Source organism: Glaciecola sp. HA4-3, assembly GCF_055693685.1.
In genome coordinates, this window is sequence record NZ_CM146340.1 from 3138773 (window position 1) to 3159440 (window position 20668).

Genomic DNA, 20668 nt, shown 5'->3' on the forward strand with positions numbered 1-20668 from the left:
GGTATACGTAATTGAGTCTGTTTAAGTTTGATGATTATCATTCACTGCCTATCAACGGACTTTAGATGAGTGGATAGTAAAAATATGCAATACTGTTTATCTGAATTACTAACCAAGCACGATATCATGATAAAAATATACCGTTTACTTAGTGTGATTGCATTTATTGGCACTTCAACCGTCAGCCTCGCTGAACAAACGCGCCCGGCCCCTTTAGTATCAATTCCAACACATGACGCGTTTTTTGAAGCGATTGCCAAACACTGTGGTAAAGCATTTGAAGGCAAAGTGGTGTTTGATAATGACCCAAGCCCAGCATTCGATAACACCTTAACTATGCACGTGCGCCATTGTGATGAGACCCAATTGCAGATCCCTTTTCATGTGGGAGATAATGCTTCGCGTACATGGATTATTACCAAGACTGGCAGTGGCCTGAGCCTCAAACATGACCATCGCAAACCAGATGGCAGTGATGACCCCTTAACTATGTATGGTGGTCACACCCTTGATGCTGGATTCAACAACATCCAATCTTTTCCTGCTGATCAATATTCTAAAGAAGTGTTTGCACAGCTTGGATACGCTGTATCCATTAATAACACGTGGGAGATGTTTATTTACCCCGATACCTTCACTTATCGCTTGGTGCGTCAAGGAAGAGAATTTCGAGTGGAATTTGATTTACGCAATCCTGTAGAGCTTCCTCCAACGCCATGGGGATACTAAAAATAAACCCCAAGAGCCAAAGCTGCTTGGGGTTTACTGGCGTAGCTGTAGATTAATTACAGACTTTTGACATTCATGTTATAAAGCGTGAAGCCATAAATATCAGCTAATTGCTCAATAGTTTTACTTACAGGTGTGCCTGCGCCATGACCGGCATCGGTTTCAATACGAATAAGCGTAGGATTATTGCCTGTTTGATGCTCTTGTAATACGGCTGCAAACTTAAACGAATGAGCTGGTACCACGCGATCATCATGATCAGCCGTGGTCACCATGGTCGCAGGATATTGGACACCCGACATCACATTGTGAACTGGTGAATATCCTTTCAAATATTCAAACATCTCTTTGCTTTGCTCAGATGTTCCATAGTCATATGCCCAACCAGCACCTGCGGTAAATGTATGATATCTAAGCATGTCTAATACACCGACGGCAGGCAATGCAACTTGCGCTAAATCAGGTTGTTGCGTCATGACTGCGCCCACTAGTAAACCGCCATTTGAACCGCCTTGCAAGGCAAGATACTGGCTACTGGTATAGTTATTGTCAATTAGATACTCTGCCGCGGCAATAAAGTCATCAAATACATTCTGCTTTTGTAATTGCGTTCCCGCCTGATGCCAAGCTTTACCATATTCACCACCACCGCGTATATTAGGCACCGCGTATATACCGCCTAGCTCAAGCCAAGAGGCAACACGAGTACTATAGCTTGGCGTAAGACTTATATTAAATCCGCCGTATCCATATAGTAGTGTAGGATTACTGCCATCTAATACCGTGTCTTTTGCATGCGTAATAATCATCGGTACTTTTGTACCATCCTTTGAAGCGTAAAAGACTTGTTTTGATACGTAATTAGTACCATCAAACTTCGCATCAGGTTTATTAAACAAGCTCGATTCACCACTTTCAATATCATACTGATAGATAGATGTAGGGGTAATATAGTTGGTAAATGTGAAATAGGTATTGGTGCTATCTGGTTTACCACCAAAACTGCCTGCTGAACCAATATCGGGTAAATTAATCTCCCTTACTTGCTCGCCCTCTAAGGTGTACTGATAAACTTTTGAAATAGCATCTACCATGTATTCAGCAAATATAAAACCACCGGCAGTACTAGGTGATAGCACATGCTGAGTCTCCGGGATAATGTCGACCCACTTATCTAAACTTGGAGATGAAGCATCCACTTTTACTATTTTAGTATTTGGTGCTTGATAATTTGTGCGCATATACAAGCTACTACCATCACTTGTCAGTAAAGATATATCTCCTTCTAGCTTGTCTTTAATACTCAACCAAGGAGAATCTGTTTGACTCAAATCCTTCAGGTAAGCTCTGTTCCCTGATGTTGAATTAGCTGCTGAAACAATCAAATAACGACTATCATCAGTAACTTGCGCAAAAACATAACGGTGTTTTTCAGCCTCGGAATGACCAAATACTTTTATATCATCAGCTTGGTTGGTTCCTAAAGTATGAAAATATAGTTTGTGTTGATCGGTTTTTTCGCTCAGCTGTGAACCTTGAGGCTTGTCGTAGCTAGAATAATAGATACCTTCGTTCTTATACCAAGACATTGCTGAAAATTTCACGTCAACCAATGGTTCACCTAGTTTCTCTTTGCTTTGGGCATTCATGAAATGCACTTCTCTCCAATCGCTACCTCCTGTAGAGGTTTGATAGGCCACTAGAGAACCATCCTCAGAAAAAGACATGCCAGCTAACGAGACCGTCCCATCTTCACTCAGTTTATTGGGATCAATAAATACTTCAGGCTCACTGTCCCCTTTTTGCCTATATACGACGCTTTGATTTTGTAGTCCGTCATTTTTATAAAAATACGTGTATTCACCCTCTGTAAATGGTGCAGAAACACGTTCGTAATTTACCAAGTCTTTGACTATTGTGGCTATATCATCGCGATAAGGTATGCTACTTAAATAGTTTTGAGTTGTTTTATTTTGCTCGATTACCCAAGCTTCTGTTTGTGCACTGCGATCATCTTCCAACCAACGGTAAGGGTCAGCAACTTCAGTACCAAAGTAAGTATCAACTACCTCACCCTTTTGAGTAACTGGGTAAACTAGCGCTGATTCCTGCTTGGCTTCGTTTTGATCGGCACTTGGCATTGCAGAAGCTTCCTCGTTGTTAGGTGAGCATGCACTCAAAGCGCTTACGGCCGAAACAGCAATGAGCGTTGTTAGCAAGGTCTTTTTCATGTCGTTATCCATTATTATTATAAAGAAAATATGTTGCATTTTATCGATAAAAGCATACTGATAAGCTTAATAAGGTCAAGTCGGCTTTATCGATTCTATACAACGCTATTATTTTGGCTTGGTTTTGATAGGATGAACATATACTTGTAACACCTGCACAAGGAAGCTTCACTTGCCCTGTTCAAGACACGATAGTAATCCATTTAGACTTATTACCACACGAGTAAAAAGCTCAAGCCCTGAAACCCATGTGAAAGTTGAGGAGCTTGAACGTGAGTTTGAAAGCGATAGAGGACGGATTTTAAACAGCGCTGCTGTTCGTCGCTTACAGCAAAAAACGCAAGTTTTTCCTTTAGAAATGAATTCAGCTGTTCGAAGCCGATTGACTCACTCCTTAGAAGTGATGCAAGTGGGCCGTTTTATTACTCGCTCTATTTGTTTTCCAAAAGAAAAAGCTCACGCTCAAACAGCAAGCAAATTGGGTTTTGCAGATTATTCAAGAGCTTTAGAATCTGCCGTTGAAATGTCTTGTTTATTGCACGACATAGGTAACCCACCATTTGGGCATTTTGGTGAACATATAATCAGTAGCTGGTTTACAAAGCATGCGCAAGACATGTTTAGCGAAGCAAACCAAATGAAGCAAAGCTATGATTATGGCCAACAAGCAAATGCCTTATTCACGGATATGTGCCACTTTGAAGGTAACGCTCAAGCCATACGCTTAGTCCACTCCTTGATGGGCTTAAATCTGACTTTGACCCACATAGCTGGCATTTTAAAGTATACCCGCTGTGGCACCCAAGCTAAGCCTCTTGAATCAGATAGCTTTGCTTACTTAGGCAAAAAGGTTGGCTATTATTACAGTGAAACAGATCTAATTGAGCAGCTCCAAAAACATGTCAGCCTAGCACCAAAGCACCGGCATCCCATCGCGTATATTATGGAAGCTGCTGATGATATCTCATATTGTATGGCTGACTTAGAAGATGCCGTAGAAAAAGGCATTTTATCGGTAAATGATTTAGTTGATCATCTTTTGTCACAATATCAAGCCGTCCTTAAAGAGTTTAATATCAATGATAGTCGTAACAGCATGGCCAAGATCTGTGAAAACGCACTTAAATCCTTTAATGACAATACGCTGAAGCAAGCCAATAATTTTTTTATCGCATTTAGGGTTGGCGTAGTACACCCATTGGTAAGTCATGCAGAAAACCGTTTTTTCAAGCATATCGACGAAATCTTAAATGGAAGTTTTGATGGCGCTCTTCTAGAAGATGGCAGCTATCAGCATGCTATTTCGCAAACATTAAAACGCGTTGCACTAGATCAAGTCTTTACTCACAGTGAAGTAGAAACACGTGAACTACAAGGTCATACGATTCTCAATGACCTGCTAAATAAATTTGCTTGTATTCTTAAACTTAACCATAAAGACTTTACACAAGTGCTGCAAGATAAGACTCGTAAGTATCCATTGGCCTCAAGAATGCTAAAGCGCATTGGTAAGAAACATTTAGATTGTTATTTGCTAAGTGTAAATAAACAACAAGACGCCAATGGTGACATCAATCAGAAAGTTAAGGAATATTACTATCGCTGCCGATTAATACAAGACCACATAAGTGGAATGACCGATCACTTTGCGCTACAAGAATATAAAGACTTGAACGCATTGATGAAAGAATAAATAAAAATAGCGGAAATATAACTACGTGTCAGATAACAACAATTTTGATGAGTCTGCGCCATCAAAGGCAAAAAGCACTAATACATTGCAAGCAGGATTAGTGCGCGCGATAGTTGGCCTTGTTTTATTGACCGCGTTACTAATATTAACCGCTGTTTGGAATAACCTCAGTAGTACAGTGCACAACAATATAGACCGAGGTTTGGGCGGTGCACGAAACAATTTAGAAAACCTATTATCTAAGAAAGACGCAGAACTGACCGAACAAGTTAAACTCAACTTAAGTATTTCTCAAACCAATCGAGCACAAGATGTTGCAATTAATGACAATGTTAACTTGATTGCCTCATCACTGGGCTTTGACTCTGTACTTATCATCGATAATTCTTCAAATCAAAACGAATCCACTTCAGCGTTGAATATTCAAATTGCACAGAGCCTCAAACCTTTGGTTCTTAATCAGGATGATGATAAAGCGCTTTATCTATTTGATGACAACTTATTGTATTGGGCACTGCCGGTAAGACTTACGTCATCTTCAGTTTTATGGTTAATTAAAACCGTTGATGATAAATACGTAAGTGAAATATCAAAACAAGCTAGTAATAGAGTAGCGTATGTAGTTTATGACATAAATGAGACCCTATTTGTATCGCACCCGGGTTATGAAAATAAGTACACGGGCGAACAACTCATTGATTGGCAGATTACGTCTAGTTATTTTGGCTTTTTTAATCCAAGCGTGGTCTTAGGTAGGCAAATGCTCTATACCAAAGAGTTAATATTGCCTTCACAGGCCGATATTAAAGTATCTGTATTTATTACGTCTAATGCTCAAGCAATTGCCAGCAACTTTATTGATCTATTAACCACTATTGCTCTTATTGGCCTTGCAACGGTTGTATTGGCAATCATTCTTGGTGTGTATTTATCAAAACGAAACTTAACGCCACTCTATCAACTTATTGAACAGACTAAAAAAATTAGAGATGGCGACTACTTGTTATCGAGCCCAAAAAAACAGTCTTTTTTTGAATTCACACAATTACACAATGCCTTTGATGACATGCGCAAAGCTATCGAATCCAGAGAGAATAAAATTGTCTCTCAATCTCTAAAGGACGAATTAACTGGCACATATAATCGCAAGTATATTATTCAATTTATTGACCAAAAAGTAGCACAGGCTAAACCATTCAATGCCGTGTGCATCAACATAAAGGGCTTTCGAAATATTAATGATGTATTTGGTTATCAACAAGCAGATAAATGCATTCTAGCCTTGGCTAAACATGTCGATAAGCTTTATGGTACGACTGCAAGGCTCAATGGTGGAGAGCTATTATGGATTCCTTCTGACAGACTTTCCCTTAACGACATTAAAGCTATTCAAATATCCCTTGAAAACACGCTTGAACAGGAAATGGGGATGAAACTAAAAACTTCGATGGGGGTGGTAGAATATCCACAACATGCAGGTTCAACACAAGACATATTCAAACGATTAAACATAGCCTGTGACGCCTCTGAACAAGCAAAAAGTGAAGCGCTATATTTTGAGCCCCATCATGAACAAAAGTATCTAAGACGCTTGGATATAATTAATGATTTAAAAGATGCCATAGACACCAAAGACTCATCAAAGCTTAACCTATGGTCTATCAACCCAAAATTAAACTCTTTGATAATAGCGTTAATAGTGTTGAAGCTTTAGCTCGCTACACTCATCCAACTTTAGGGCATATCAAGCCGGACGAATTCATTGCCATCGCACAAAATGCAGGATTTATTAATGAGTTAAGTCAATGGGTTATCATCTGTGTAATTGAGGATATCTTACTAAAAACTGACGATGTTAACGTCGCAATTAATATATCGGCAAGTGACCTATTTGATGATAATTTGCTGCCCTTTTTGCTTTCAGCGTTTACTGAACACGAAGTTGCCCAATCACGCCTTATCCTCGAGCTAACAGAGAGTATAATTGTTGAAGACCCCAATGAAGCCATATCACGTCTGAATGTATTGCGAGACAACGGTTTTAAAGTCGCTATTGACGACTTTGGTACAGGCTATTCTTCTTTACTTTACTTATCTCGCCTACCCGCAGATTACCTAAAAATTGACCGCAATTTTGTATTTGAACTTTTCCAAAATCCTGACAATCAAGCAATATGTCAGTCTGTTATTTTGCTTGCACACAAGTTCAAGCTTGAACTAGTAGCAGAAGGAATAGAAGACGAAAAAAGTCTACAACTATTAGATGATTGGGGGTGTGAATTTGGTCAAGGATACTATTTTGCTAAGCCCATGCCTTTGACTGATTTGCTAGCATGGATGGCACAAAAAAACCCTGCTTGCTAAAACAAACAGGGTTATATTTTTACTTTAGGACTTATTTACCCTCATCTTCACTTTTCAAACGCTCAGACATGCCTAAATCAAACTCAGGCATTGCATCATTGCGCGTTGCATCTTCTGATAAATAGGTATCGAACCATCGCATTGCGCGCAAAGCGTAATCATACTGCGCGGCTGCCATGCGATTGCCATGCCCCTCGCCCGGATAAAATACTAAGCGGACTGGCGTATCGGTGCGCACCTTCATTGCTCGATATAATTCCATTGATTGGCTTGGGTGGACACGCGTATCTTGCTCTCCATGCATAATCAAGGTCGGCGTCGTGCTCTTGCCAGCATGATAAATCGGAGAGCGTTCTATAAGGTTCATCCAATTATCTTCCCAAGGCCATTTTAGTGAATGCACTAAGTGCATTTCTTTAGGAATATCACTGGTGCCAAATTTTGAAATTTGATTTGAGATACCGACAAATGCAACTGATGCTGCAAAATGCTCGGTTTGAGCAGTAGCCCCCCACATCGAGGCATAACCACCATAACTACCGCCTGTAATTCCTACGCGATCTTTATTGACAATACCTGCTTCAACAAGTGCATCAACGCCATCCACTAAGTCGTTAAACTCTTTACCCGCATAATCATCTTGATGCTCTTTGGCAAACGCGACCCCACGGCCTGTCGAGCCTCGGTAGTTTGGATAATATACCGCATAGCCGTCTGCAGCAGCATATTGGCCAGATGTTGAATATCCTGTTAACCAACCGTCGCTATAGTGCGCCTCTGGTCCGCCATGCACAGTTAATATTAATGGCCATCCGCCTTCAGGCGCTTCGCCCTTAGGTGTAATTAATAAGCCTTGTATATTGCGACCGTCACGTGCATCAAAACTAAATGTGCTTTGTGATGCTAGCTCAATATCATTTAACCAAGCGTTGTGATTTGATATTTTGGACGCTTTTCTTCTACTAATCTCAAACACTTCCCGAGGATGTTTAGGGCTATCTGCGATAAATCTTATCTCGCCATCCCCTACATCTGCGCTTCTTACAACAATATCATCAGGGGTGTTATATGTGCGTTTTTCATCACCATCTGTTTCATAAACTACAAGCGCGCTTTCTACGCCTCTATGGGCAACTGCCAAAATATCCTTGCCTAACCAGTCGATGTCCATAATATGTTGCTGAGCATCTTTAGTCAGTTGAGTGAACTCGCTTGAATCTGTCTTGGCAACCATTAATACGCCTGCAGAAGTATCATGAATATCGGTACCTGCTAAAAATGCGATATGTTTGCCATTATCCGAAAACGAAAAGTTACCTAATTTACCTGGAATATCAATTCTTGATACTTCTTGTTTGCTTTTAACATCCACAAATACCAAATCACGCGCCATCAAATCATCATCTACTAAATTTGTAGGTGCGGCAGCTAACACGATTCGCTTTTCGTCTTTTGACAAATCAAAACTAGAAATATGCCCATTTTCAAAAAGCTTACTTGCTTTGTTGTCTTCATTTAAATTGACGTGCCACAGCGCAGCAAGTCGCTGGTCTTCTTCATAAGCGTAGGCCTTAAAGCCCTTTTTACTGAGATCTTCTGCTGTATCCTTTTCACGTGCCACAAAATACAGCGTGTTTTGATCCCCAGAGATAGCATAATCCCCTATCGAAGTCTCAAAACTGAAGACTTTTGTCGCTTCACCTCCCTGAAGATCAATTGAATAAATAGATGTCGTTTTATCATCACCACGGCGACTTTTAAAATAGAGTGTGTTGCCATCGGCACTAAATTGAAGTGACGACACACCATTATGGCCGCCTACAAATTTGACTGGCTGGCTGTTTTCTCGCACAACATATAAATGTGTGTCTGCTCTACCATCTTTAGCACCCGCCAATAAATCTCTTGGTACCGACAAGGTATATGCCGTCACGTTACCATCTGGGGAGACAGTGATATTGCCCGCATTTTGAATCTTTGGCAGATGCTCTATTTCAAAAGTTTCTGCTTGTACACTAAGCCCAGCTAATGCTAGTGATGCAGCAAGTACACTGGCTTTAAAGTTCGCTTTGAACATGATGTTCACTCCGTTTTTTGTATAACATTTTATTTACAAATGTACTACGTACTTGAGTCTAAAAGTGTTCAATATCAAGCTTGTGTAAAGAAAAGTAAAGCTTTGTAAAGCTGTTGAACTTAGCTCCATTGCTAAGCACTCAATCTCCACACAATACGTGTTTTACACCCGTATCTAGGTACGTTTTTTTTGAAATGGAGTAATTATGAGAACCCAAGTTTCCCCTCGACATATTTATCGATTTATCTTATTCATTGGCATGCTTGCTATGATAAGCGCGTGCAGCAGTAGTGACGATGATGAAGCGATTGGCTACGTTAAGTTTTACAACGCAGCGCCCGATTCGCCCAATATCTTTTTAACGTTAGATGAAGACCTAGATGATGACTTTGAGGATGAATTTGAACGTACCTTTTCTTCTATCTCCTATGGTAATGCTAGTGCAAATGTCCAACTTGATGCTCAGTCATACTTTGTAGAGCTGGCTTGGCAAGACGAAGATAGCACTGTGCGCTCAGATTTAGAGTTAGTTTATGAAGACCAAATAAGCGTACAAAATGACACCATACATTGGCTTGTAATGACCGGCTCTATACAATCCCCTGTAGTCAATATTTACCCTATTCCACTTATTGGCGAGGATGAAAGTGATGAGGATAGTGAAAACGATGTCTTTAATTTACGTTTATTAAACCTCCATAGCACACAAACCAGTGTAGATGTCTATTTATCACAAAGCGATGAAACGTTTAACGAAGCTGAGTTATTAGTCACATTGCAAAGTAACAATTTGTCCGACAATTTTAAAGTCGCTGAAGACCAATATAAGGTCTACATAACAAACGCAGGTAGCAATGAAGTATTGTTTAGCTCCGATGAAATAAACTATGCCTTTGGCGGTCAATTTCTATTAGCACTGCGAGAAAATCAAGGCGTAGGAGGCTCACCCTTTGTTGTCGACAACATCGCCAATAGCAGCATTACACAATATGACGCGTTAGAATCATTAGCCAATGTATCGGTATATAACGGATTGGACCAAAATGAACTCTTAGCCGAGTATGAAGCGTCCATTGATGTTGAAATAAACCAAAGTGAAACAGTCGCCAATATCTCTAACCTAGCATATGGTGAATTTAGCGATACCTTTGAATTAGCAAGTGCAGATTATCGTTTTACGATTAGCGCCAGCAATAACTCAACAGAACTGCTAAACAACAGGATCCTTAGCTTGCCTCAGAACACCAACAAGACCCTATTTTTATATTGGACACAAGAGGAAGTGGATGATGACAATGACGGTAATGTTGATGAAAATGACGACGGCATCGTGGATGAAATAAGACCCATTGTTAGCTCGTTGGTGGTTGATAAAAGTGACCGCTCACGCCTATTTGACAAAGAAGTTCAAATGCTCAACCTTGTCAATTCTGACGACTTTTCGCTTGTCACTTTCTATTTCGTAAAATCAGACGAAATCATAGATACCGCTGAGAACTCACGCAATGTGATACAAGGCAACACATCGAGTTTGATTTTAAGAAACAATACTTATGAAGTCTATGTTGTGGCCCAGATTGATAACAACGACATCATATTGGACCAACTGACACTCGTATTAGATGAGCAAAGTGATGATTTATTTTTACTGCTTGAAACGAACGAGACCAGTAGTAGTGGATACCAATTAAAAGCCTTAAGTCAAAACGATAATTAGGCAGGATTAGTTTTGTTTATCCAAGCCAGCACAATGCGTAAGCAAGGCTAGCTTGGATATATAATTTTAGCTATTTTGCGCCCGGCTTGGCAAAAGCGGCCATCCAGTCTTTGACTTCGTTATACCAATAAATAGAATTATTGGGTTTTAGTATCCAGTGATTCTCGTCTGGGAAGTAAATCATTCTAGACTCAATACCTTTGGTTTGTAGTGTTCTAAATAATTCAAACCCTTGACCAACTGGTACTCGATAATCAAGTTGTCCATGAGTGACCAAAGTCGGTGTCGCAAATTTATCGGCGAAGTAGTGCGGCGAGATTGACTGATAAATTTCAGGCTTGTCCCAATAACTACCAAACCGCGTTGAATGAACACTAAAATCTGCAGCCATTTGCGAATACATGTTGTAAACCGCAGCATGAATGAGTAAAGCTTTAAATGGATGTTCTTGTCCCAACAAGATAGAGCTTAAATAACCTCCGTAACTTGCTCCTCCAGCAACCATTCTACTGGTATCGATCCAGTCTTTTTCCATAAACCAATCTGTTGCAGCCATTACGTCAGCCAAGGGTTTCGTTTTCCAGTCAGGGTTAATCGCATCGGCGAATTCTTGCCCAAAACCACTTGAACCATGAAAATTAGGCCATGCTGTTACGTAGCCCGGAGCTGCAAAGGTTTGTGCATTCCAACGAAAATGAAAGCCATTGGTAATCGCATTATGCGGGCCGCCATGAATCAGCAAAAACAGGGGATATTGTTTTGTTTTATCAAACCCTGGCGGATAGTGAACCCACATTTGAATGTCTTTTCCATCGGCGCCTTTATATGTCACCGACTCATATGTACCTAGCTCAACACTTTCTAATACATCATCGTTAAAACTATCAAGACGCGTAATCTCACCGTCTTTTTTGGCAACTTTTACAATACGTGGTGGATATAAAAAGCTTTCATTGCTTGCAAGTAGATAATCATTAGACAAAATACTAGGGGCACCAAAATTGGTTTCACCGGTAATCGCGCGGGTCTTACCACTTTTGGCATCGACATAATATAAGCGTCGGGTCGCTGCATCATCTAAGCTCGTGTAAAAACCTTTACCATCTTTAGCCCATAGGATATTGCTCAAGGACCGGTCGATGTCCAAAGAAATTGTTTCGGTTTTCTTATCTTCTATATCATATAGCTTAATTGCTGCAGTATCGGCATAAAACCCGGCAATATTGCGACTTAAGTAAGCAAGTGTTTTACCATCAGGACTAAAACTAGGCGCAAAATCAGGGGCACGGTTCGATTCAGTGATATTTATTGCCTTATCGCTACCAATTTGTGCAACAAATATGTCCATTTTAGGGTCAACTTGGTTGTCCCAGCCATTTGCAACAAAAGCAATTTTTTGACCGCTAGCATCAATAGCATAACTTGACGCGCCAGCGCCACTTCTAGACAACTGCTTACCTGTTGGCAACGTTATTGCCTCGATATCACCACTATTTGCTGATACGCGGTAAACATGAGATTGACGATTTTCGTCTATCCATCTATCAAATGAAGAATAAGGAAGGGCGTTCCACTGCCAAGCAGACATTTTTTTATTTTTTTGTTCGCTTAAGGCTTCGCTCATCTCTTCCCAATTTTTGTCAGGCCACACAGAGCTAACGAAATATAGGTGCTTACCTACCCAACGAATACCACCGACACCTGTTGGCACAGAAGTTAATCGAGTTGCCTCACCTGGGGTGGTTAAGGGTAATATATAAATTTGACCACGTTGATCTTCGTCTCGTTTACTCACAAAGGCTAATGTAGTCGAGTCAGGCGAGAAAACAGGCTCACTAACGCTTAAGCCTTTTGCAGTGATAGCACGAGCATTGTTGCCTTGGCTATCAAACAACCACAATTGTGTGCTGCCTTTGTCTTCTTCAACCACGTATTCGCTAACACTTGCAACAATAAAATTACCGTCAGGTGAAGCGATGGGCGTCCCAACTCGTTTCATTTCCCACAAGCGTTCGACACTAAGATGGGTATTAGATTCTGCTTCATTTGCATACGCTGAAAACGCAAGTGATGAGCATAGTAAAAGATAAAAACTTAACAGTCGTTTACTCATTCTATTTCCTTATTTGTCATAGTTTTAGCTGCCAACACTCCTACCCTTGCAACAAGAGTCTGAATTAGCAGCGATTTTGTTATGATTAGTTTACGAAAGAAATGGGTAAAAAGCTTTAACGAAGCCTTCTTATATACCGATGTAAAACACAGGAATTACTGTTGTTACATGTGTCATCAGTTAATATGAACTCTTGTATCACAGTAGTGCATGCCAACGTTGTATGGCGCCCTACTCATGAATGAATTTAATCAGTCTTTAATTCTATTCTAGGTATAGCATCCTTTGCCGCGTCTAATTGTGGAGCACAATATAAAATGCGGTTGGACGCAATGCCATCATCGACCAAATATCGCTTTAAATTGGCCTTAGCGCTCGTCTCCTAGAGCCTTAAGCTGTTCTTGTGCTTGTTCATCTAAAGATGTTTCATGTGCAAGCGACAAATCTTGGTAAGTCACAAGCGCACAGGTTTTTATTTGTAAGTCCGTTTTATCTTTCATCAATAAGGATAGTTGCGACAAAAATTCTGCATTTTGCTCGTTTAATACCGCAAGCGATGTGTCAAAAGTCAAAGGCTCAAGACTGACTTTTAACAGATACTCTGTACCTGTGATAGCAACCGATACTACCGATGCATAAGGGACAAATGTCGTCATCAAATAGTCTTGCGCTTGGGACATTGCCGCTTTTTTCAAAATTAGACTAATGAAACTTTCAATACCAAATGAAGGTGAACTCACATCGCCGCGCATAGGGACATCAAGATCGATATTGCCATCAGAATCTTTAAGTAGTCCTAATGCCGCATTTAATGGCATCGCCTTACCTTGTGCAATAGCGCCTTGCTCATAATCATTGGCGCTAGCCATTTCTATTCCCCGTAAAAATAGATTTGTATTGCCCTCTATTTGGTCATTTTCAATATCAAGATTCAACGTTAAATCAAGCTGCCCGGTCTGCATCTCAAAGCCTAAGCCATCTTTTACATATGGAGAGACTGAAGGTAAGTTTAGCTCAGCAATTGTCGCTAGTATTGAGGCATTCACTTTTTCTGCAAATGGGCTAACTTCGCCACTCATATCCACTTTCAAATAATTATTGTCGATAACCAGTAGTTCAAATGGGCTAGCAAAATCAGGGGTGGTATTATCAAATGGACCCGCTTGTAGTTTTTCAATAGTAAGGACATGGTCATACTCTGGTGATACACTTTGATCAAGAATATTAACTTCCCCCGTATCTTGTAGAGCGAAACGTTCAAGCGAAATCGCCATACCTGTTTTATCATCTAGAGGCTCTGGTGATGCATCCATAGCTTGTATTTCACTTGCTTGCTCATCACGGGCTTTTGTTGTTTCACTGTCTTGCGCCGCAGTTAAACTAGTGGTCTTGACTAAGCCCTGTATTGTTTTATCCTTCGTGATCGTCAAATGGCTCTTTAGTCCGCCTATCAGTATTTCAGATATAGCCAAACCTTGATTGGAAAACTGCACATCATTAATAAGTAACTCAGCTAAGCTGATAATTGGCTTATTGTCTGCTAAAGACAAATCTTGGGATAGATTAAGCACATCAAATTTGGCCTGTGGAACGTGTATATGAGATTGCAAAACACTATCGCTATCCATAGCTAGCGATAATGAAGCATCAATTGCAATGCCTTCCCAATTTAGCGCATTATTATGAGTCTGCGCTATGGATACCTGACCACGAGTCAATTGAGTATTAAGACTAGTTGAGAAAGATTGTAATGCACTAGTTTGGTCTAGTTTTACACTAACATCATCGGCTTGAATTTCATGTGTTTGCCCTGTTACTAGCTAAGGGCTGAGCATCTAAAGACAACGAATCAAGCGCTAGCAACACCTTTTGAATAGATACCTCTATGCCATCGGATGTCAGTTCAACTATTGGGCTTGCACTAAATGATACATCACCTGCAAGTTCAATATTCTGCTGAGCCAAAAATGGGCTGATGCTACTAAGGGCAAAACTATCAAGAGACAATTGGCTGCTAATATTTCCCATCATCTCGTTTAACGCTACTTGTACATCCATAGTAAAATCAGCGCCATTTATAAGCGCCTGCATTTGCATCGCAAGTGATTGAGACTGTTGGCTGGCTAGTACATCGTTTAAGCTTAGACGCTGCAATACTACACGCTGCTCAATGCCATCAATGTTTGCATTAACACTTACCTCATTTAACTGCAGTTGAGGCAATACAATTGCAAATGTACTTGGCTGGTTAGAATTATTCTGGGCCTTAGTTTCGTTCGATGGAGCTTGATTAATGTCTACGCCGGCGATAAGCATCACATCACCATGCTTTTGTGCATCTATTTGGACATTTTCAATAATGAACGTCGATATATATACTTGCGAAAAAACCAAACGATGAAGATGAAGGCTTATTTCCCCTTTCTGCAAAGAGAAGACAAGTTGTTGCTGCTGATCATTCAAAGCAATATCAGTTAAGCTCAATGTGCTAGTAAAAGGATTAAATCTGATACTGCTATCTGATGAGAGTGTTAAGCCTAAGTCGGCTAGCGGTTGCTTGGCCACTTTGTTGATGACAATGGGTGAAAAAACCCAAATCAATAAGTAAAGTAATGCCCATAATATTGCGAAGGACCATAAAATTCGTGTTATTAAAGAAGCTTTTCTTCCCTGATTACTTGCTGCTTGACGCATGTTTATTCCGATAATTAATGCTTTAGTGAAATGTTTGTAAATATAGAGCTTCTACTTTATCACGTGCCCATTGCGTACGACGTAAAAATTTTAAACTGGATTTAATAGAAGGGTCTGATTTGAAACAATTTATATTGATTCGTTGGGCTAATCCGTCCCACCCGTAATGTAATTGAAGTTTTTCAACAATTTCTTGGAGTTTTACCCCATGCAAAGGATTATTTGCCTGTTCTTGAGTTTCCTCACCAGACTTTTTAGTGAAATTTGTAGAAGACATAAACATAGCCCATTTTTTACGTCGCTCAATAATACAATAAAAGTGTCCACTGCGGACACTTTATCTGTCCGCGGACACATTCAACACGTAACACAAGACAGAAATACAATTAAAATACAATAACTTAGAGTTTGGCACAGAACTGGCTATGTACAGAGTAATCGTAAATACCAATAAGATGTTCTGATGATTAAAGATACAAGTGCAACTGATACTGCAATCGATATTAAGCCCAATAAAATAAAACTTATTGTCATTGGGATAGTGGCCTTGGCGGTAATATCTTTTGTTGCAAAAACATTGTTTGCATCTGCGTCAGCTAATCGCTCAATCAATCGATCATCGGTTCAGCTTGCTGTGGTTGAGCAAGGAGACCTTGTGCGCGACGTTCTATCTACCGGACAAATTGTTGCTGCAAATGCACCGCAATTATATAGCCCCGAACAAGGCTTTGTTGAGCTTAAAGTGCAAGCTGGTGATCGCGTTACCTTAGGTCAAGTCGTCGCAACTGTTGATAGTCCCGAACTTCAAAACCAAATTAAACAAGAGCGCTCTGAAATGGAGGCCTTAGAGGGAGATTTGGCAAGACAAGAGCTTGACGCAAGAAGACAAACGCTTCAACTGACTAAATTATTGGATTTGGCACATGTAGATCTGCAAGCTGCGCAACGAGAAGACCGCCGCGCACAAGCGTCTATTGTGAATAACCTGATCAGTCAAATCGATCTTGAAAAAGCAATAGATGATTTGGCTATGGGCAGAGTTGAACTATAAACATGCCAAGCAAGAGGTTGCTTTAGCAAAAGACACACTAGCCTTTGAACTTGACAGTGCACGCAGTACTTTATCGCGCCAAGCTTTAGTTGTAGAAGAGTTAGAAAGAAAAATTAGCGAATTAGAAATAAAAGCAAGTGTTGACGGTGTTGTAGGTAACTTACTGACACAAGCACGTGCCTTAGTCGACAAAAACCAAGCACTAATGACCTTAGTTGATTTAAGTGCCTATGAAGCGCAATTAAGAGTATCTGAAAGTTACGCCAATGATTTGAGCTTAGGAATGCCTGTAGAAATAAGCATTGCAGGGCAAACCATACTAGGAAAATTATCCGGTATATCCCCTGAAGTGACCAATCGAGAAGTAACCGCACGAGTGCAATTTGATCAAGAGTCAGTAAGTGGAATCCGCCAAAATCAGCAACTCTCAGCTCGCATTTTGCTCGAGAATAAATCAAACGTACTAAAAGTACGCAGAGGCACCTTTATGCAAGCAGGCGGGTTCGTTGCATACAAACTAGAAGGCGATATTGCCACTCAAGTAGACATTCAATTAGGCGCCTCTAGTATGCGAGAAGTTGAAGTACTAACGGGCTTACAAGCAGGTGATCAAATCATCATTTCTAACTATTCAGAGTTCATAAACGCTGAAAGTATTTTATTAAACTAGTTCAAATCGTTGAACGACGAAAAACGCAATAACAAGGATAAGCACAATGTTATCAATGAAGAATATTAAAAAAGTGTATCAAACCGAGAAAGTACAAACACATGCTTTGCGTGATTTTAACCTTGAAGTTGAAGAAGGCGAATTTATTGCCGTTACTGGCCCTTCGGGCTCAGGAAAAACGACTTTTTTAAATATTGCAGGCATGCTGGAAGAATTTAATGAAGGTGAATACATTCTTGATGGCGTCAACGTTGGTAAACTCAATGACAATCAGCGCGCGGATTTACGCAATCAAAAAATCGGATTTATATTCCAAGGTTTTAATTTAATCCCAGATCTGAACTTATATGAAAATGTTGAAGTGCCTTTGCGGTATGCCAAAATAAAATCTGCCGAAAGAAAACGCCGTATTGAAGATTGCCTTGAAAAGGTAGGATTAGGTTCACGCGCAAAGCATCTACCTCAGCAATTATCGGGCGGGCAGCAGCAACGCGTAGCTATCGCCAGAGCATTAGCCGCACAACCTCGATTTTTGCTTGCTGATGAACCAACCGGTAATTTAGATAGCTTAATGGCACGGCAAGTCATGGAATTACTTGAACAAATTAATCAAGAAGGTGCCACTATTATTATGGTAACGCACGATCCTGAATTAGCTCGCAGAGCGCCTAGAAATATCCAAGTAGTTGATGGTCAACAAGCAGACTTCACCCTTTATCAAAATAATAAGCAAGAAATACTAATGCCCAATAACGATATTCAATCTACACCAACGTTGGAGGCTTAGCATGTTTATACACTATCTTGATTTAGCATGGCGCAGTTTAAAACGTACGCCGACCGTTTCACTATTAATGATCTTAGCCATTGCTGTTGGAATTGGCATCACCATGACCAGCTTATCGGTTTACCACATGATGTCGATGGACCCCATTCCAGAAAAGAGCGATAAACTGTTTGCGGTACAAATCAATACAATGGATGACAATAATGAATGGGGTAGACGCGACGGTTTACCACAACAAATCACTTACAAAGATGCAATGGCGTTTTATCAGTCGGATTTTCCAAAGCGCAAAGTCCCTATGATGCGCACCGGATTTACCGTCAACATGGATAACAGCGCTGTTAAACCATTTTTAGAAAGTACTCGTGTCACCGGCTATGACTTTTTTGATATGTTTAACTTACGCTTTAAATACGGAGGTAGTTGGACAGCGTCACAAGAAACATCAGCAACACCTGTTGCGGTGATTAGTGAATCACTTAATGAACAGCTTTTTGGGGGTGAAAACTCTGTAGGGAAACAAATCTTTTTAGACGAAACGAGTTTCCAAGTCATTGGCGTACTCGAACATTGGGACATTCATACAAAATATTACGATATTACCAATGGCGCTTTTAATCGAACTGAAAATATTTTTATTCCTTTTTCTCTTTTAGCGGCTATGGAGCTTCCTACATGGGGCAATACAAATGGTTGGAAATACGAGGATGTCCGCACCTTTCAAGATAGATTGAACGCCGAGATATTTTGGATTCAATTTTGGGTCGAGCTAAATTCTGCACAAGAACAGTCCGAATATAAAAGCTTTTTGCATGATTATCTTATTGAACAAGATAGTTTGGGCCGGTTTTCAAGAAAAGAACCTAGCTACAGCATTAGAAACGTCAATGATTGGCTTCAATACAACGAAGTAGTGTCAGAAGATAACCGCATATTGGTCGGCTTGAGCTTTTTATTTTTAACAGTATGCCTTGATCAATATTCTTGGTCTTCTATTAGGTAAATTTTTAAAACGAGCACCTGAAGTTGGCGTTAGAAGAGCCCTAGGGGCAAGCAAAAAAGCTATTTTTGCACAACATTTAGTAGAAGTTTCACTGCTGGGTTTTATCGGAGGCTTATTAGGGATTGTCCTTGCACAACTTGGCCTTTGGGGTGTTAGATCCTCATATAGTTACTACAGCGCTTTGGCAACAATGGACTTAAGTATGCTATTTGCTGCTCCAATTATTGCGATAGGTGCTTGCTTTATTGCCGGTATGTATCCCGCTTGGCTTGTGTGCAGAACAACACCTGCTATTTACTTAAAAACGCAATAGGAGCACCTAATAATGTTAGAACTACGACCTATTTTAAGCACCATATTTCGCTCAAAAGCTAGTACGTTTATGCTATTGGCTCAAGTTATTATCACTGTTGCTATTGTGAGTAATGCCTCTTTTATGGTGGCTGAGAAAACACAGTATCTTGACCAAGCCACCGGCTATGCTGAAGATAGTATCTTTCGCTTTACCATATTCACTTATGGCGAAGATTTCGATTACGAGCGTCATTTTGAAGATAACGAAACGATGTTACGTAATATCCCGGGGGTAATTGACGCTGCAATGTTTAGTGAAGTGCCTTTATCAGGCAGTGGCTCCGCTTCATCATTTAGCTTAAGCCCAATAGAAGGTGAAGGCTTATCTGTTCGCGCAGGATATACTATGAGTGACCATCATGGGCTTAACACTCTAGGCTTAAGCGTATCAGAAGGACGCGATTTTACAGCTGACGATGTCATTGTATCTAATGATCCTTCAAAAGTGCCAACGACTGTGATTGTCACGCGCAGTTTCGCCGATGAACTATTTCCGGAAGAATCGGCATTAGGACAAACGATGTATTTTGGACCTTACCCTATGACGATTATAGGGATTGTTGAAAAAGCAATGGGACCGTGGTTGAAAGATCGCGCCGCAGATAATTTCATGTTTATCCCCTTGGTAAGAACAGATAATAATCAGCACTTTATTGTAAGAACTCTGCCATCAGATAGACAATCTATCATGAATCAAATTGAAGATTTAATGCTTGCGGACTATGACAAACGAGTCGTCACGCAATTGGCCGGAATGGATGAAAATAAAGCAGACTATAATGCCGAAGAAGTGCTGATGAAAAGAATGTTAGTCACCATCATCGTTGTGCTTGTATTAGTCACAAACTTAGGCATCTTTGGCATGACTTTGTTTAATATCAATAGAAGAACCAAGCAGATTGGTACAAGGAGAGCTCTAGGAGCAAGAAAAGCAGATATCATGCGTTATTTTTTGCTGGAAAACGGTTTGATTTGCGCTGTTGGCTTAGTTCAAGGTTGTGTACTTGCCATATATTTAGGTAATGTATTGATGGAGGTCTATTCGATTTCGCAATTAGACTTAAGCTATGTCGTGGGTACTGCTGTTTTTGTTTTGCTCGCTAGCTTAGTATCTGTCATAGTGCCAGCCAGCAAGGCGGCAAACATATCACCGAGCATTGCAACACGCAGCGTATAAACAAATAA

General features: G+C 40.3%; 13 protein-coding genes and 2 pseudogenes. 9 read left to right on the plus strand and 6 right to left on the minus strand.

Annotated elements, in window-relative coordinates:
• Positions 1–126: 126 nt before the first annotated feature.
• Positions 127–729, plus strand: coding sequence for a hypothetical protein (locus tag ACZ1G6_RS15100; protein ID WP_472618998.1), 603 nt, complete (start codon positions 127–129; stop codon positions 727–729).
• A 56-nt stretch (positions 730–785) separates the two neighbouring features.
• Here ACZ1G6_RS15100 and ACZ1G6_RS15105 read toward each other — a convergent pair whose 3' ends face one another.
• Positions 786–2960 carry a prolyl oligopeptidase family serine peptidase gene (locus tag ACZ1G6_RS15105; RefSeq protein ID WP_472617045.1) on the minus strand — a complete coding sequence of 725 codons (2175 nt, stop codon included), beginning with the start codon at positions 2958–2960 and terminating at the stop codon, positions 786–788.
• Between the two features lie 172 nt (positions 2961–3132).
• On the opposite strand from ACZ1G6_RS15105, the gene dgt reads away from it, so the two are divergent.
• Genes dgt through ACZ1G6_RS15120 form a run of 3 tightly spaced genes read left to right on the plus strand, consistent with a single transcriptional unit; the run spans position 3133 to position 7017 of the window.
• On the plus strand, positions 3133–4653 hold the full coding sequence (gene dgt, locus ACZ1G6_RS15110) for a dGTPase (protein ID WP_472617046.1): 1521 nt from the start codon (positions 3133–3135) through the stop codon (positions 4651–4653).
• Between the two features lie 25 nt (positions 4654–4678).
• A complete protein-coding gene (locus ACZ1G6_RS15115; protein WP_472617047.1) occupies positions 4679–6367 on the plus strand; it encodes a sensor domain-containing diguanylate cyclase in 1689 nt (562 codons plus the stop codon).
• A complete protein-coding gene (locus ACZ1G6_RS15120; RefSeq protein ID WP_472617048.1) occupies positions 6307–7017 on the plus strand; it encodes an EAL domain-containing protein in 711 nt (236 codons plus the stop codon). The genes ACZ1G6_RS15115 and ACZ1G6_RS15120 overlap by 61 nt, the downstream gene beginning before the upstream one ends.
• A 31-nt stretch (positions 7018–7048) precedes the next feature.
• On the opposite strand, the gene ACZ1G6_RS15125 is transcribed toward ACZ1G6_RS15120, so the two are convergent.
• On the minus strand, positions 7049–9094 hold the full coding sequence (locus tag ACZ1G6_RS15125) for a S9 family peptidase (protein WP_472617049.1): 2046 nt from the start codon (positions 9092–9094) through the stop codon (positions 7049–7051).
• 205 nt (positions 9095–9299) lie between these two features.
• On the opposite strand from ACZ1G6_RS15125, the gene ACZ1G6_RS15130 reads away from it, so the two are divergent.
• Positions 9300–10811: a hypothetical protein gene (locus tag ACZ1G6_RS15130; protein ID WP_472617050.1), complete on the plus strand. Its 1512-nt coding sequence runs from the start codon at positions 9300–9302 to the stop codon at positions 10809–10811.
• Between the two features lie 70 nt (positions 10812–10881).
• On the opposite strand, the gene ACZ1G6_RS15135 is transcribed toward ACZ1G6_RS15130, so the two are convergent.
• From ACZ1G6_RS15135 to ACZ1G6_RS15150, 4 genes are all read right to left on the minus strand, one after another.
• Positions 10882–12924, minus strand: coding sequence for a S9 family peptidase (locus ACZ1G6_RS15135; RefSeq protein WP_472617051.1), 2043 nt, complete (start codon positions 12922–12924; stop codon positions 10882–10884).
• Positions 12925–13292: 368 nt separating this feature from the next.
• On the minus strand, positions 13293–14642 hold the full coding sequence (locus tag ACZ1G6_RS15140; protein ID WP_472617052.1) for a DUF748 domain-containing protein: 1350 nt from the start codon (positions 14640–14642) through the stop codon (positions 13293–13295).
• A gap of 79 nt (positions 14643–14721) precedes the next feature.
• Positions 14722–15618, minus strand: coding sequence for a hypothetical protein (locus ACZ1G6_RS15145; RefSeq protein ID WP_472617053.1), 897 nt, complete (start codon positions 15616–15618; stop codon positions 14722–14724).
• 22 nt (positions 15619–15640) lie between these two features.
• Positions 15641–15895, minus strand: coding sequence for a VF530 family protein (locus ACZ1G6_RS15150; protein ID WP_472617054.1), 255 nt, complete (start codon positions 15893–15895; stop codon positions 15641–15643).
• A gap of 186 nt (positions 15896–16081) precedes the next feature.
• Here ACZ1G6_RS15150 and ACZ1G6_RS15155 point away from each other — a divergent pair.
• The 4 genes and pseudogenes from ACZ1G6_RS15155 (at position 16082) to ACZ1G6_RS15170 (ending at position 20660) form a co-directional block, all read left to right on the plus strand.
• Positions 16082–17339, plus strand: a pseudogene (locus ACZ1G6_RS15155) (efflux RND transporter periplasmic adaptor subunit).
• Positions 17340–17385: 46 nt separating this feature from the next.
• Complete coding sequence (locus ACZ1G6_RS15160; RefSeq protein ID WP_472617055.1) at positions 17386–18126, plus strand: ABC transporter ATP-binding protein; 741 nt, start codon at positions 17386–17388, stop codon at positions 18124–18126.
• 1 nt (position 18127) lies between these two features.
• Positions 18128–19442 (plus strand): annotated as a pseudogene (locus ACZ1G6_RS15165) (ABC transporter permease).
• A 12-nt stretch (positions 19443–19454) separates the two neighbouring features.
• Complete coding sequence (locus tag ACZ1G6_RS15170; protein ID WP_472617056.1) at positions 19455–20660, plus strand: ABC transporter permease; 1206 nt, start codon at positions 19455–19457, stop codon at positions 20658–20660.
• Positions 20661–20668 lie beyond the last annotated feature (8 nt).